The organism is Streptomyces sp. NPDC015130 (genome assembly GCF_043080005.1).
GTDB lineage: Bacteria > Actinomycetota > Actinomycetes > Streptomycetales > Streptomycetaceae > Streptomyces.
Genome location: NZ_JBIBVC010000021.1, coordinates 34,712 through 49,242, shown reverse-complemented (window position 1 = coordinate 49,242; position 14,531 = coordinate 34,712). Strand labels below are relative to the sequence as shown.

Genomic DNA, 14,531 nt, shown 5'->3' with positions numbered 1-14,531 from the left:
TTCGCATGCTCATGGGCTTCGCCTGAGAATCAGCAGCAGATTCCAGGTGGCGATCTCGCGCAGACCCGGGACCCGGGTGATCGTGCTCGCGAGGAACGGCCAGTAACGTGACCGCGCCGTGACGACCTGGACGTCGTCGCGGCCGCGGACGTGCCGAAGGGTGGGACCGATGTGGACGGGGAAGAGGTTCTCGCCGAGCGTGTGCTTGGCCGCGCGGCCGGTGCGCCGCTCGTAGCGCCGCCGGGCCCGGTCGGCACCGAGGTAGTGCCACGGCGCGGTCTCGTGACCGCCCCAGGGGGAGAGCCAGTTGGTGAACGACAGGTAGATCAGCCCACCGGGGCGGGTGACCCGCGCCATCTCGCTGATGAAGGTCTGCGGGTCCGACACGTGCTCCAGGACGTTGGACGAGAAGCACACGTCCGCCGCCCCGTCGGCGAGCGGCAGCAGGTACCCGTCGGCGAGCACCGCGTCCTCGCTGACCGGGCCGCGGGCGCCGAGCTCCCGCGGGTCGGGCTCGAAGAGGTAGCACTCCGCGCCGCGGCGACGGAACTCCTCGGTGAAGTGGCCGCTGCCGCCGCCGACGTCGACGACGATCTTGCCGGGCAGGTCGACATGGCGTGCGACCTGCGCGACCGAGTCGCGGGCCAGCAGCGTGTAGCACCGTGCCGGGTCGTGCTGTTCGCGCATGAACGCCCGGAAGAGGGCGGTCGAGCGCTTCAACGACGGGTCCTTGAAGGGGCGTTCGGTGGTCTCAGGCACGGCGGCTCCCGCCGCCTCCACGGGCCACGGCCCGCGCCGTGGCCTCGGCGGCGACCGCCTGGAACTGACGGACCGTCGCGCTCCAGCGGAACCGCTTCGCGCGCTGCGCGGCGGCACGGCCCATGGCCGCGCGCCGTTCGGCACTGAGGGTCAGGGCGCACCACGCGGCCGCGAAGGAGCTCTCGCCCTTGGCGAGCACCCCGGTCACCCCGTCCTCGACGGAGTCGCACAGACCGGGGATGTCGAAGCCGATCGCGGGCGTGGCCCGGGCGGCTGCCTCGGTGACGACAAGTCCCCAGCCCTCGACGAGGGAGGGGTGCAGGAGGAGCCACGCCTCGCACATCAGGCGGTGCTTCTCGGCGTCCGAGACCCGGCCGGCGAAGGTCACGGAGGGGCCGGCCATGGCTTCGAGGCGCTCCCGCTCGGGGCCGTCGCCGACGATGACGAGCCGGCCTCCGGTGACGGGGCGGACCCGTTCCCAGAGCCTGAGGAGCAGATCGATCCGCTTGTACTCCACGAGCCGGCCGACGGCCAGGAACAGCGGTTCCTTCGCCTCGGGCAGCAGGGGGCCGGGCTCCTCGACGCCGTTGTTGACGATCCGGATGCGGTCCGCCGCGACGCCGATGCCGCGCAGCTCCGCGGCGGTCGACTCGGAGACGGCCACCATCAGGTTGTCTCGGTGGGTGCCGGCCAGCGCCCAGTGCTCCAGCCGACGGCCCAGCCGGGCCGCGGGGCCCGGGTAGCGCATCTGCCAGAGGTCCGTGTGTACGTGGTTGACCAGGCACAACGTCGGTCCGCGGTGCCACAGCGGTGCCAGGTACGGCATGCCGTTGCAGACTTCGACCAGCAGGTCGCAGTCGCCGACCTCGCGGGCGAAGGTCGCCTTGGCGCGCAGGAAGTGCCCGGCGTCGCCTCCCGCCGACACCACCCGGTAGTCGCGGGCCGCGGGCGGGCCGCCGCACACGAGGGTGACGTCATGGCCGTCGGCGGTCAGACCGTCGGCGATCCGGTCGATGAGCAGTTCCGAGCCGCCGGCGGCCCGGTTGGCCAGGTCGCGGCGGGCGAGGAAGGTGATCCGGTGCGGCAGGGGCGTCGCGGAGGACGCGAGGTGCGGGTCCGCGGTGAGCGGGTCGGCGACGCGGTCGCCGGTACGGGCTTGGGCGGGGACGGAAAGAGGGTCCTTCTGGCCGGGGGCCAGGGCGGACGCGCGCTGGGGCATAGAGGTGCTCCAACTCGGCGGCTGCGAGAGGCAGGCGGGTGAGGGTGGTGCCGGGCTTCCGGGGATGAAGCGCTGGGCTGGCTCGGTGCTGCGGTGGTCACGGGTGGTGCGGGTGGTGCGGGTGGTGAAGGTGCTGAGGGGTGCTGCGGATATGTCGGGTCTCCTGGGGTGGGAGACCCGTCCACAGGAAGCACTGACGCCTTACTAAGCGGTAACGTCAGTGTTCGTTCAAGCATTCGTTCCAGCTACTCACGCTGCTGATAAATTCGATCCGTTTCGCAGCGCCGTTTCCTCACTCCGGTGAGTGTTGCGGCCGTCGGCCGCCCCGCAGCGTCAGCACGGCGCCGACGATGATCAGCAGACCGCCGACGACCCCGCCGCCCAGGGGCGCGGTCTCGCCCAGGAGCTTCAGCCGGCTGCTGTCCGCCTCGGCCAGCTTCACCTGCTCACGCCGGGTCGCGTCGGTGAACCGCAGCCCCTCGCTGGCCAGCAGGGTGACCGCGTCCTTCTGCGAACCCGGGGCCCGCAGCGTCTTCGTCGGCGCGATGAGCGCGTTCATGATCCGGCCCGTGCGCGGGTCCACGGTCAGCTCGATCCGCGCGTTCGCGTACCACTCCTCGGCCGCCACCTGGCCCGGCTGCTTGCTCCCGACCAGCACGGCGGGCACCAGACGCGTGCCCGTGGCGGTGGCCTCGACGGAGCCGACGAAGCGGTAGCCCTCGTGCCCCTCGACCCGGGTGACCTGGTCGAACTTCAACGGCACCGTGGCACCCAGGCTGCTGTCCCACCAGGTGTAGGTGCGCTTCTCGACGTCGAACGGGAACTTCAGGTAGGCCTCGCCCTCGAACGAGGGCTTCTCGTCGCAGCAGTGCACCGGACGGTTCGTCCGGCGGTCGGTCACCCAGCGTTCGGTGGTCCACTGCAGGGACTTCCGCGGGTCGGCCAGCGGCAGCGTCTTCGGCGTGTCGATCTGGGTCGAGACGTCCCAGACCGCGTTCCCGCTGCGCTCGCTGCCGGCGACGTCCCCCACCACCTTGCGGGTGACGGTGAGCTTCTGGTCGTCCACCGTGGAGACGGTCCCGGTGTCGAAATAGCTGCCCTGACCCTCGAAGACGGTCGTGGAGAGCGTGTCGGTCGGCGTCCGTTTGGCACGCGGCTCCACGTACCAGGCGAGCAGTTGGGTGAGCACCAGCAGGAAGACACCGGTACCCAGCAGGATCAGGGAGAAAGGCGAGACTGAGCGACGCATGCGGGTACTCCGATACGGACGCGATACGTGAGAGGTCGGGGCCGCACGGAAGGCCGCGCGGATCACAGCCGGCCGGGGCGATGGACGTCTTACCCGGGAGTAACTGCTGTGCAGGGCGAAATTAGGTGGAGCTTGACCACCTGTCAATGTGCCTCGCATACTGACCGCGCCGGACCGGGCCGGCGCGCTGGGTGACAGACCTCATCGACTGAGAGGCCGATCATCCTCATGTCCAGACTGCTCGCCGTCCTCCTGACCTGCGTCGCCGCCGCCGTACTGGCCACGGGTGCCGCCTTCGGGATCGTCGCCGCCCTCGAAGCCACGCCCGAGCCGCAGAACGTGCCGCTCGTCACATTCCCCGACCCGCCCGCCCAGGGGCCTTCCGCCTCGTCGGGCTCCGGTGCGGGCTAGTTTGTGCCTGTCAGGGCGACCGATCGAGCCCGTGGGGACCGGACATCCAGGAGCGGCGCTGTGCAAGCCTCGTCAGCGTGGCACGACGTGCCACGGGAACGGATCAAGCTGTTCGCCGACCGCGCCCTGGCGGAGGTCCCCGAACTGGCCCAGGACATCCTCGCCGAGATCAGGCGGGAACATCCGGGGCTCGTGCTCATCCCCGACGAGTCCGGAGAACCGAAGGCGCTGGTGGCCATCCGGCACGCCCTGGAGCTCTTCGTGGAGCAGATGACCACGGGCTCGGACCGGCCGATGGCCCTGTCCGAGCTGTTCCAGGACTTCGGCCGCGGCGAGGTCTCGCAGGGGCGCAGCCTGGACTCGCTGCAGGAGATCTACCGGCTGGGCGTGCGCCTGTCCTGGCGGCGCATGGCGGAGGTCGGCCAGCAGGTCGACATCCCGCCCTCCGCCATGTACGAACTCGCCGAGTCCGCCTTCGAGTACCTCGACGTGATGGTCGCCCAGTCGGTACGCGGCTACGCCGAGGCCGTCGCCCGCCAGGCCGGGGAGAGACTGCGCCTGCAACGGCTCCTCGTCGACCTCATGCTCTCCGAGCACCGCTCCGACCCGTCCGCCCAACTCGCCGACCGCGCGGCCCATCTGGGCTGGCAGCTCCCGGAGAAGGTGGCGGTGGCGGTGCTGCTCCGGCCCGCCGAGGAAGCCGTCGCCCCGGCCGTGGGCGACGAGGTGCTGCTCGACATGGAGGGCGAGCGGCCACGGCTGGTCGTACCGGACATGGACGCCCCCGGACGCGTGGAGTTGCTGCACCGGGCGGTCGCCGGCTGGTCGGGCGCGCTCGGCCCGTCGGTTCCCGTCGCCGAGGCCGCCACCTCACTGCGCTGGGCCGAGGCCGCCGTCGGGATGATCGAGCAGGGCGTCCTGCCGCGCGGGCGGCTCCTGCACTGCGCCGAGCACGCCGAGGCCCTGGTGCTGCTGCCCGCGGGCGAGTTGATCGACGACCTGGCACGGCGGCGGCTGGCGGCGCTCGACGAGTCCGGCGGGCCTGCCCACGCCCACCGCCTGGCGGAGACGCTGCTGGCCTGGTTGGAGACCCGGGGCGGCGCCCCGGAGGTGGCCGCCCGGCTCGGCGTCCACCCGCAGACCGTGCGCTACCGGCTGCGCCAGCTCCGGGAGTTGTGGGGCGACGACCTGGACGACCCGGACCTGCGCTTCGAACTGGAGCTGGTGCTCCGCACCCGCCGGCTGCGCGGAGACCTCCTCCCGCCCCCGGAGTGACGAGCCGTCATACCCCTTCCCGCGCAACGATGATCGAGGTCAGGCCGACCGTCGGCCGGTGTCGGCCTCGTCCTGCCGTACGGCGTCGTGGGCGGCCAGCGCGGCGCGCAGCGTCAGTTGGTCGGCCCCCCGCGCGGCGTCCAGGCCGGTGAGCTTCGTGGCGCTGCGCAACCGGTAGTCCACCGTGTTGGGGTGGACCTGGAGCCGCGCGGCGGCCTGGCGCCGGTCGATGCCGCAGGCGAGGAAGGTGCGCAGCGTGTCGAGCAGTTCCGGGCGCGCGGCCAGCGGAGCGAGCAGGGCCGCGAGCGCCTTGCTGGCCGGGCTCGGGCGGCTCAACTGGTACTCCAGCAGCACGTCGTCGAGCACGTACAGACCGGGGCCCCGCCCCGACGCCTTCGCCACCTGCCGCACCTCGCCCACGAGTCGGGCCGCGTCCGCGACGCCCTCCGGTGCGGCGGCCGCCGCCGCCACGAGCAGTTCGGCCCCGCACATCCGGCTGAGGTCCTCGACCAGCCGGGTGAGCCGGTCCCGGTCCGCGCGGTCCAACTCGCCCGCCGGTGTCTCGTCGGGGACGAGCGCCAGTCCGCCGTCTCCCGACAGCACGGCCAGCGGGACGCCCGGCGTCCGGCGCTGCAACTCGTTGCGCAGTCGCCGGAGTTTGCGGCGTACGGCGACGGAGCGGTTCACGTCGGGGAGCAGCTCGTCCGGGTGCGGCCCCATCGTGATGCCCAGGACCAGATAGCGGGGCGGCAGCGGGATGCCGGCGCGGCCGGCCGCGGCACGCGGGTCGCCGCCCTCCAGGAGCTGCGACAGCAGCGACTGCCGGGCGACCTGCTCGTCGCCGAGCGCCGCCTGCCGCTCCTGTACATATCCGGCCGCGACCGCACAGCTCACCAGCCTGAGGAAGCCCAGCAGTTGACGCTGGACGAGCAGTACGTCCGACAGGTCTCCCGGCTCGGCCGCCGACAGCACCTGGGCCACGCAGGCCTCCGCGCCGAAGTGGTAGGCACCGACGACGGCCTCCAGCGGGATGCCCTCGTCGGCGCGGCGGGCCGACGACTCGCGGATGTTCGCCAACTCCGCCTCGCGCGGCGCCTCGCCGGTGCGCAGCACCTCGATGAAGGTGCGAATGCCGTGGTCCACCGCCTGCGCGGTGTCGCCGCGGAGCTGTTCCGACGGGAGCGCTCCGTACGCGGGAAGCTGCTCGACGAGCCGGGCCATCACCGCCGGCGCCAGGGAGGGAGCGGCGTCGAGGAGCCGCTTGTGGACCGGGATGCCGCCCAGCCGCGGTGCGGGGTCGGGCTCCGTGGCGTTGGACGCGGTCACAATCCACCTCACGAATCTCTGTGGTTCGCCCCGGGGACAGCGCGCCGCGCCGCCGCCATGATGGTTTCCGGGATATTACCTACCAGTTGGTAACACGCCATTTCCTGGACCGCCACACGTACCCGCAACGCCGTCCCACCGCGCGTCCACCAGGCGTCCACCGCGCTGTCCGCCCAGCGCGCCGCACGCTCATCGTGATCTCGCTCCACGAACCGGGGGAATCATGTCCAAGCAAGGAGTTCGGCTGCTCGCCGTCACCGCGGCCATCGCGACGGCGGGTCTCACCGCCGCCGCACCGGCCACGGCGACCACCGCCACCGGGGCCGTCACCGGAACCGCGCAGGCGACGACCACGGCCGGGGCCACGCCCGCCGCCGCGGACCCCTTCTACGCCTACGACGGCAGCGAGCCCCTGTCGTCGTTCGCGCCGGGCACCGTGCTGAAGACGCGGACGCTCCAGTACCACCTCGTCGGCATCGCCACGCCGCTGAAGGCGATCCAGCTGCTCTACCGCACCACCGACGCCCAGGGCCGCCCCTCGGCCAACGTGACCACGGTGGTGCGCAGCCTCACGGGCGACGGCGGCAAGGCCGTCTCCTACCAGTCGTTCTACGACTCGCTGAACCCGGAGGACGGACCGTCCCGCGCCGTCGCCGGCAACGTCTCCCTCGGCGGCGTCATCCCGAACGCCGAGGCCCTGTTCATGGCGCCGCTGCTCGCGAAGGGCTACACGCTCGTCATCCCCGACACCCAGGGGCAGCGGGCGAACTTCGCCGCGGGCCCCGAGTACGGGACCAACACCCTGGACTCGATCCGCGCCGCGACCCGGTCGGGGGAGACGGGCCTGAGCGCCGACACCAGGTTCGGTCTCATGGGCTACTCGGGCGGCGCGATCGCCACGAACTGGGCGGCCGCGATGGCACCGGCCTACGCGCCGGACGTGAACCGGCGGCTCGTCGGCTTCGCCGAGGGCGGCCTCCTCGTGGCCCCGGCGCACAACCTGAAGTACGTGGACGGGTCCCTCGTCTGGTCCGGCGTCATCCCCATGGCGCTCATCGGTGTCTCCCGCTCCTACGACATCGACCTGAAGCAGTACCTGAACGACTACGGCAAGCAGGTGTACGAGGAGCTGGAGCACGGTTCGATCCTCGACGCGCTCGGCCACTACCCCGGGCTGACCTGGAAGAAGATGGCGAAGCCGCAGCACGCCGACGCGAACTCGGTGCCCGGGTTCGTCGAGGCGGTCAACAGGATCAACCTCGGCTCGGCCGCCACCCCGACCGTCCCCGGGTTCATCGCCCAGGGCAACGGCGGCGTGCTGGAGGGGACCTTCGGCAACCCGCCGGGCATCGGCACCGGCGACGCGGTCATGGTCGCCGGGGACGTCCGGGCCCTGGCCAGGCAGTACTGCGCCACCGGCAACGACTCGATCGCGTACCGGCAGTTCAACCTGCTCAGCCACAACGGCGTGCCCCTCGTCTGGGCGCCGCTCGCGATCGACTGGCTCGACGACCGGTTCGCGGGCAGGCCGGCTCCGTCCGACTGCGGCGACATCCCGGCGGGCAACTCGCTCGCACCGGAGCAGCCGGTGCCGGCCCCCTGAGACCGAGCACGTAGAGTGGGCCCGGGCCGTGACTGGCGCTTGAGGTGGATCACCACCGGGGAGCGGCCCGGGCGGAGCGCACCCGAGCGGTGCGCCCGTGACGATGCCGTGCGCCTGGGCGAACCACCCCTCAGTTCCGACGCCCAGGAGTCACCATGTCCACCAGCACCGCCACGCTCATGGACGGCACCGCCCTCGCCCGCCGTACGGTCGAGGAGACCGCCGCGCGCGCCGCCGAGATCACCCGCCGCACCGGCGTCACGCCGTGTCTCGCGACCGTCCTGGTCGGGGCCGACCCGGCCTCCGTCACGTACGTGAAGATGAAGCAGAACCGCTGCGCGAAGGCCGGGATCCGCTCCAAGCACGTCGAACTGCCCGCCTCCACGACGACCGAGGAGCTCGTCGCCGCGATCACCGCGCTGTCGGAGGACCCCGAGGTCCACGGCATCCTCCTCCAGCACCCGGTCGGCCCGCACATCGACGAGCGCGCCGCCTTCGAGGCGATCGCCCCGGAGAAGGACGTCGACGGTGTCACCATGGCCTCCTTCGCCGCCATGGGCTTCGGCCTTCCCGGCTTCGTCTCCTGCACGCCGGGCGGCATCATGCGCCTCCTCGACGCCTACGACGTCGAGCTGAGCGGCAAGCGGGCCGTCGTCGTGGGGCGCAGCGCCATCCTCGGCAAGCCGGCCGGCCTGCTCCTCCTGGGCCGCGACGCCACCGTCACCTACTGCCACTCCCGTACCGAGGACCTCTCCTCCGTCATGCGGGAGGCCGACATCCTGGTGGCGGCCGTCGGCAAGCCGAACTTCATCAAGGGCGAGGACATCAAGCCCGGCGCCGTCGTCGTCGACGCCGGCTACAACCCGGGCAACATCGGCGACGTCGACTTCGCCTCCGCCGCCGAGCGTGCCTCCCTCATCACCCCGGTCCCCGGCGGCGTCGGCCCGATGACCATCGCCGTACTGCTCGCCCAGACCGTCGAGGGCGCGGAGCGCCAGCTCGGTCTGTAAGGGGCGAGTCCCCGGGGCGCCGCGACGGCGCCCCGGCAGGGGCGGGGGGCATTCTGGTGATCATCGGACAAGATGCCCCCAGGGGTGCTCGATCATGGTCACGATTCTGTACAGGCCGTACTCGACGGCCCCTGATCACTCGCATCACGGCCGCCGACAGGCAACCCTGGTGACTGTGCCGCACCAGCCGACCACCCCTCCACCGCCGGACCGCCGACCCGCCGAGCAACCCTCGGCCGAGCCCAGGTCCACCGAGCCGCACTCCACCGAGCCGCACTCCACCGAGCCGCACTCCACCCGGCCCTTCTCCACCGAGGCCGGTTCCACCGAGCCGTTCTCCACGGACGCCGGTTCCACCGAGCCCTTCTCCACGGACACCGATTCCAGCGAGCGGCCCACCGCTCCGGCGTGGTCGCGTGTCGTACGCCTCGGCGCGGCCCGGCCGGGACCGGCCGCGCGGCACGCCCGCTGGTTCGGTGTGCCGCTCGTCCCGCTCTTCCTGGCCGCGGTGGTCGTGGGCGGGGTCATGACCGTCGGCGGCGGGGACGAGTTCGAAGGAGGGGCCGACGGCGGCGGCCCGGTGGCCGGCCCGTCGCCGGTCGTCACCGCCGACGAGGACGCCGCCGCACCCGCCACTCCCAGCCGCGGCGCGCCGACGTCCGGCACGCCTTCGTCCGGCCCGCCCGCGACGCGCGGCCCCGTGGCCGACACGCCGACGCACACGGCCCCCGGCCGGCGCCACGGCCCGCAGGAGAGCAGCACCTCCCCGGAGTCCTCGCGCACCGCGAGCACCGCGCCGACGACCGAGCCGTCCCCTCCCACGGCCCCGCCGTCGACACGTTCCCCCGCCAGGCCCGTCTCCTTCGAGGCCCTGCGGGTGGGGGACTGCTTCGACATCGACCGCGCCACGCCGGGCACGGCACTCCGCCGAGACTGCGACACGCCGCACGACGCCGAGCTCGTCACCCGGCCGCGCCTGACCGGCACGTACGCCGACGACGCGGAGGTACGCGCGGCGGCCACGGAACTCTGCCGCGCACCCCTCCGCGACAAGGCCGCCCGGCAGCCGCTCGGCACCCGCTGGACGACCTTCGTCCAGTACCCCTACCGCAACAGCTACCTGCTCGGCTCCGACACCGTCGCCTGCAGCCTGGCCGCCCCGTCCGCCACCGGCGGGAAGCTCACCGGCCTCCTCCGGTAGCGTCGGCCGCTCCCGCGCCGCCGCCCCCTCCCGTGGCGTCGGCCGCGAGGGCCGTGGCCAGGGCCGACGCCGGATCGCGGTCGGCCGGGCCCGCCGGGGACCAGCGGCCCGCCGCTTTGAGGTACGGCCACCAGCGGCCGTCCGCACCGAGACGCAACTGCGCCTCCGCGCCCACCACCGTCCAGCGCGCGCCGGCCGTCCGCCGGAGCACCGGCCGCTCGCCGTCCTCCCAGGACTCGGCGAGCCGCGCCTCGGCCCGGGTGAGGGCCTCGGCGTCCGGCGCCCACTCCTCCTCCAGCACGGCGAGGGCGGGGCCGCCGCCGAGCCGCCACGCGCGCGTGGCCGCGTCCAGCTCCGCCCGCGTCCGGCCCGACCCGGCGGCGAGCCGGGCGGTGATCCAGGAGGCGGGGGAACCCGCGGCGAGGCGTGCCGCGTCCTGCGCGACCGTCAGCGCCCGCTCCGGCTGCTCCGGTTCGCCGCCCCCGAGGGCCGCGACGAGCATCCGGTGCGCCCGGGCCGCCGCGTCCGCGGCGAGGAACTCGAGCGCGGTCGGGTCGACGCCCGGCTCCGGATCCGTGTCGCTGTCGAGCGAGAGCGGCTCGCCCGGCGCCGGGAGGGCCCGCGGCGGGGCCGGCAGGGGCGGCAGGATGTCCCGGGCCGCGAACGCCTCGGCCGCCGGGACGCCCGGCATGCCTCCGGCACCTTCCACCGGGTCGCCGTCCCCTGCGCCGGGTCCGTCCTTCGCGCCGCCCACCGAGGGCGCCGCGGCCCGACGGGCGCTGCGTGCCTGCAGCTGGTCGAGGAGCGTCCGCTCCCCGCGCCCCCGCATCAGCAGCAGGACGAACGGGTCCTCGTCGAGCAGGCGTGCCACCTGGTAGCAGAGCGCCGACGTGTGAGCGCAGTGGTCCCACGCCTCGCAGCCGCACTCCGGATCGAGGTCGCCGATCCCCGGCAGCAGGTCGAGCCCCGCCTCCGCCGCGTCCTCCACCAGGTGCGGCGGCATCTCCCGTTCGAGGAGCGCCGCGATGTGCCCCGCACTGTCCACGGCCAGGTCGAGCAGCCGCTCCCACTCCTCCTCCGTGAACTCCCGCACCAGCACGTCGCTGCGGTGCGCGGTGCCGTCACGGTCCTTGACGAGCGCCGTGATCCGGCCGGGGCGCACCGACACGGCCCCCACCGCGCCCGCGCGCGCGTGCCTGCGCCCGTCCTTGAGCTGCTGGTTGTCGAGCGCCGTGTCCTCCAGCGCCCTGAGCCACGCCCGGCCCCACCAGGTCCTGGCGAACGCCCCGCCCTTCGCGGGCGGGAGCGCCGCGAAGGTCCGCTCGTCGCCGTGCCCGTTCTCGTGTCCGCTCATCGTCCGTCCCCTCGCAGCCGCACGAGCTCCGCCAGCTCCGCGTCGGTCAGTTCGGTCAGCTCCGGCGGGGTGTCGCCGCCCGTCCCGAGGACGGAGTCCGCCAGTTCCCGCTTGCGGTCGAGCATGGTGGCGATCCGGTCCTCGATCGTGCCCTCGGCGATCAGCCGGTGCACCTGCACCGGCCGGCCCTGCCCGATCCGGTAGGCGCGGTCGGTGGCCTGTGCCTCGACGGCGGGGTTCCACCACCGGTCGTAGTGCACGACGTGCTCGGCCCGGGTCAGGTTGAGCCCGGTCCCGGCGGCCTTCAGGGAGAGCAGGAAGACGGGCACCTCGCCGTCCTGGAAGCGCGCCACCATCGCCTCGCGCTCGGCGACCGGCGTGCCGCCGTGCAGGAACTGGGTCCGCACGCCGCGCGCCGCGAGGTGCGTCTCCAGGAGCCGGGCCATCCCCACGTACTGGGTGAAGACCAGGGTGCTCGCGCCCTCGGCGAGGATCGTGTCGAGGAGTTCGTCCAGCAGCTCCAGCTTGCCGGAGCGGCCCTCGATCCTCGGCCGGTCCTCCTTGAGGTACTGGGCCGGGTGGTTGCAGATCTGCTTGAGGCCGGTCAGCAGCTTCACGACGAGCCCGCGGCGCTCCATGCCCTCGGCGACGGCGATCGTCTCCAGGGTCTCGCGCACCACCGCCTCGTACAGACCGGCCTGTTCCGGCGTCAGGGAGACGGCCCGGTCGGTCTCCGTCTTCGGCGGCAGTTCGGGCGCGATGCCCGGGTCCGACTTCCGGCGGCGCAGCAGGAACGGGCGGACCAGCGCGCCGAGCCGCTCGGCGGCGGCCGGGTCCCCGCCGCCCTCGACGGCGGCGGCGAAGCGCGTACGGAAGGCCCCGAGGCTGCCGAGCAGGCCAGGGGTCGTCCAGTCGAGGATCGCCCACAGCTCGGAGAGGTTGTTCTCCACCGGGGTGCCGGACAGCGCCACGCGCGCGCGTGCCCCGATCGTCCGCAGCGCACGCGCGGTCGCCGAGTACGGGTTCTTGACGTGCTGGGCCTCGTCCGCGACGACGAGTCCCCAGCTCCGGGCGGCGATCCGCTCGGTGTCGAGGCGCATCGTGCCGTACGTGGTGAGGACGACGTCGCCGTCGGCGACGCCGTCCAGGTCGCGCGCGGCGCCGTGGAAGCGGCGGACCCGGGTGCCGGGCGCGAACTTCTCGATCTCCCGCTGCCAGTTGCCCATCAGCGAGGTCGGGCAGACGACCAGCGTGGGTCCGGCGGAGGCCGGGTCGGTCTGCCGGTGGAGATGGAGCGCGATGACCGTGATCGTCTTGCCGAGGCCCATGTCGTCGGCGAGACAGCCGCCGAGACCGAGCGAGGTCATCCGGTGGAGCCAGTCGAGCCCTCGCAGCTGGTAGTCGCGCAGGGTCGCGGCGAGGGCGGTGGGCTGCGCGACCTCCGGGCGGCCGCCCTCGGGGTCGGCGAGCCGCTCGCGCAGCCGCTCCAGCCAGCCGGACGCCGCGACCTCGACGCGGCGGCCGTCCATCTCGGTCGTGCCGGTGAGGACCGCTGCGAGGGCGTCGACCGGCGTGACCTTGCGGTCCTGCTGGGAGCGGGCGCGGAGCACCTCGGCCGGGTCGACGAGGACCCAGCGGTCCCGCAGCCGGACGAGGGGACGCCCGGCCTCGGCGAGCCGGTCGAGCTCGGCCCGCGTCAGCTCGTGCCCGCCCACCGCGAAGCGCCAGTTGAAGGCGAGCAGGGCGTCGGCGGAGAGGAAGGAGGGCAGCGCACCGCCGACGGGACCCTGCGAGCCGTCCGGCGTGCCGGAGTCGTCCCCGTCCGGAGCGCCGTGGCCCGCGGGCGGCGTGTCGCCGGCTCCGTACCCCGTGCCGCCCGCCTCGGCCGCGCCGCCCGAAGGGCCGATCACCGCCTGGGCGGTGAGGCGGTCGGTGAGCTCGCGCGGCCAGTGGACCTGGACGCCGGTCGCCGCCAGGGCCCGGGCCGCCGGGCCCAGGAGCTCGGTGACCTCCTCGTCGGCGAGTTCGACGGTGTCCGGTACGGCCGCGGTGAGCAGCGGGGCCAGGGGAGGCCAGGCACGGGAGGCGCGCCGCAGCGCGAGGAGCGCGTCGATCCGGGCCCGGGGGCCGAACGCGCCGGCCGTCGGTCCGGATCCCGCCCACACCTCGGCGGCGTCCGCGACCAGCGTCGGGTCGGCGACACCGTGCAGCTGGAGCACCGCGCGGAAGGCGGGCGCCTCACTCGCCTCGGAGGTGAAGCCGGGGAGTTCGAGGCGGAGCGACAGCCGTACGCCCGCGTCGTGCCCCGCCGCCACGTCGGCGGCCCAGGCACGCTGCTCGGGGATCGACTGCGGCGTGTCGACCGCGAAGGCGGTGCCGCCCGCAGCGAGGGAGGCGGCCGGGGTCCGCGGCAGCGAGTCCGCGACCGCGTCGGCGAACGCGCGCAGCAGCGCCTCGGGTTCGGGCAGCAGCGGCGGCTCGCCGGACAGGGGTACGGCGTGGGCGCTCGGCGGCATCGAGGCGGCGAGGGTGCGCAGGTGCGCCAGTTCCTCGGGGCCGAGCGGTCCGGCCCGCCAGGCGTCGTGCTCGGCGGGCGTCAGACCAGGGAGCAGCAGTCCGCGTGCGACGAGGTCCAGGGCGAGCAGGGACGCGGCGCCCCAGAACGCGGCGGCGGGTGACGCGGCGTCCGCGAACCGGGCCCGGGTGAGCAGCGGCAGGGCGTCCCGCACGGACAGGGCGTGCGCGGGGACGGTCACGGGCCGGAGGCTCTCGCCGTCCACGACCGTGAGCTCGGTGTTCGCGGGGACGCTGTCCGGCAGCGCCTCGTCGTCCGGGGGCCAGAAGGCGATCTGTCCCGCACGGGGCGGATCGGCGGGCAGGAAGACGGCGGTGAAAGCGGAGAAATCGGTGGGTTCGCGGGCGGAATCATCGGATCCGTACGACAGCGACAATGCGTTCCTCAAATTTGACTACCGGGCGACGGAGCGGCCGAGGTTACCTCAGATGATCACCGCGAGGCGCGCGCCACGAGTGTGACGTGCGCCACGTTCGCCCCGATCGCGCCGAGAGGTGGGGCTGCCCCCACCCCCGGCCCCCTGCGCGCCCCCTGTCCCGGACGGGTGGT

Annotated in this window: 11 protein-coding genes and 1 riboswitch; of the genes, 5 read left to right on the top strand and 6 right to left on the bottom strand. The window is 73.8% G+C overall.

Features of this window, described 5'->3' with window-relative positions; genetic code table 11:
- Positions 1–9: 9 nt before the first annotated feature.
- From ACF08F_RS32835 to ACF08F_RS32825, 3 genes are all read right to left on the bottom strand, one after another.
- The gene (locus ACF08F_RS32835) at positions 10–687 is read right to left on the bottom strand and encodes a class I SAM-dependent methyltransferase (protein WP_392302257.1); all 678 of its coding nucleotides are present in this window, start codon (positions 685–687) and stop codon (positions 10–12) included.
- Positions 688–751: 64 nt separating this feature from the next.
- A complete protein-coding gene (locus tag ACF08F_RS32830) occupies positions 752–1,978 on the bottom strand; it encodes a glycosyltransferase family 4 protein (RefSeq protein ID WP_392302175.1) in 1,227 nt (408 codons plus the stop codon).
- Positions 1,979–2,270: 292 nt separating this feature from the next.
- Positions 2,271–3,227, bottom strand: coding sequence for a DUF3068 domain-containing protein (locus ACF08F_RS32825; protein WP_392302174.1), 957 nt, complete (start codon positions 3,225–3,227; stop codon positions 2,271–2,273).
- Positions 3,228–3,455: 228 nt separating this feature from the next.
- Here ACF08F_RS32825 and ACF08F_RS32820 point away from each other — a divergent pair, with 228 nt between their 5' ends.
- The gene (locus ACF08F_RS32820) at positions 3,456–3,638 is read left to right on the top strand and encodes a hypothetical protein (RefSeq protein WP_392302173.1); all 183 of its coding nucleotides are present in this window, start codon (positions 3,456–3,458) and stop codon (positions 3,636–3,638) included.
- A gap of 87 nt (positions 3,639–3,725) precedes the next feature.
- A complete protein-coding gene (locus ACF08F_RS32815) occupies positions 3,726–4,913 on the top strand; it encodes a PucR family transcriptional regulator (protein ID WP_392302172.1) in 1,188 nt (395 codons plus the stop codon).
- A 39-nt stretch (positions 4,914–4,952) separates the two neighbouring features.
- On the opposite strand, the gene ACF08F_RS32810 is transcribed toward ACF08F_RS32815, so the two are convergent.
- A complete protein-coding gene (locus tag ACF08F_RS32810) occupies positions 4,953–6,239 on the bottom strand; it encodes a PucR family transcriptional regulator (RefSeq protein WP_392302171.1) in 1,287 nt (428 codons plus the stop codon).
- 223 nt (positions 6,240–6,462) lie between these two features.
- Between ACF08F_RS32810 and ACF08F_RS32805 the strand changes: the two genes are divergently transcribed.
- The 3 genes from ACF08F_RS32805 (at position 6,463) to ACF08F_RS32795 (ending at position 10,053) form a co-directional block, all read left to right on the top strand.
- Positions 6,463–7,842, top strand: a complete 1,380-nt coding sequence (locus ACF08F_RS32805) for a lipase family protein (RefSeq protein ID WP_392302170.1) — start codon at positions 6,463–6,465, stop codon at positions 7,840–7,842.
- A gap of 18 nt (positions 7,843–7,860) precedes the next feature.
- Positions 7,861–7,969: riboswitch (ZMP/ZTP riboswitch) on the top strand.
- Between the two features lie 28 nt (positions 7,970–7,997).
- Entirely contained in the window at positions 7,998–8,852 is an 855-nt protein-coding gene (locus ACF08F_RS32800; protein ID WP_392302169.1) for a bifunctional 5,10-methylenetetrahydrofolate dehydrogenase/5,10-methenyltetrahydrofolate cyclohydrolase, read from the top strand.
- A gap of 175 nt (positions 8,853–9,027) precedes the next feature.
- Positions 9,028–10,053: a hypothetical protein gene (locus ACF08F_RS32795; RefSeq protein WP_392302168.1), complete on the top strand. Its 1,026-nt coding sequence runs from the start codon at positions 9,028–9,030 to the stop codon at positions 10,051–10,053.
- On the opposite strand, the gene ACF08F_RS32790 is transcribed toward ACF08F_RS32795, so the two are convergent.
- Together ACF08F_RS32790 and ACF08F_RS32785 are read right to left on the bottom strand one after the other, a co-directional pair.
- Positions 10,034–11,407, bottom strand: a complete 1,374-nt coding sequence (locus ACF08F_RS32790; protein ID WP_392302167.1) for an SWF or SNF family helicase — start codon at positions 11,405–11,407, stop codon at positions 10,034–10,036. The two genes, ACF08F_RS32795 and ACF08F_RS32790, sit on opposite strands and share 20 nt — an antisense overlap.
- On the bottom strand, positions 11,404–14,352 hold the full coding sequence (locus tag ACF08F_RS32785; protein WP_392302256.1) for a DEAD/DEAH box helicase: 2,949 nt from the start codon (positions 14,350–14,352) through the stop codon (positions 11,404–11,406). The genes ACF08F_RS32790 and ACF08F_RS32785 overlap by 4 nt, the downstream gene beginning before the upstream one ends.
- Between the last annotated feature and the right edge of the window lie 179 nt (positions 14,353–14,531).

Excerpts from the sequence above, each read along its gene's own strand:
- ACF08F_RS32835 (WP_392302257.1), bottom strand. The coding sequence starts at position 687 with ATGCGCGAACAGCACGACCCGGCACGGTGCTACACGCTGCTGGCCCGC.
- ACF08F_RS32830 (WP_392302175.1), bottom strand. The coding sequence starts at position 1,978 with ATGCCCCAGCGCGCGTCCGCCCTGGCCCCCGGCCAGAAGGACCCTCTT.
- ACF08F_RS32825 (WP_392302174.1), bottom strand. The coding sequence starts at position 3,227 with ATGCGTCGCTCAGTCTCGCCTTTCTCCCTGATCCTGCTGGGTACCGGT.
- ACF08F_RS32820 (WP_392302173.1), top strand. The coding sequence starts at position 3,456 with ATGTCCAGACTGCTCGCCGTCCTCCTGACCTGCGTCGCCGCCGCCGTA.
- ACF08F_RS32805 (WP_392302170.1), top strand. The coding sequence starts at position 6,463 with ATGTCCAAGCAAGGAGTTCGGCTGCTCGCCGTCACCGCGGCCATCGCG.
- ACF08F_RS32800 (WP_392302169.1), top strand. The coding sequence starts at position 7,998 with ATGTCCACCAGCACCGCCACGCTCATGGACGGCACCGCCCTCGCCCGC.
- ACF08F_RS32790 (WP_392302167.1), bottom strand. The coding sequence starts at position 11,407 with ATGAGCGGACACGAGAACGGGCACGGCGACGAGCGGACCTTCGCGGCG.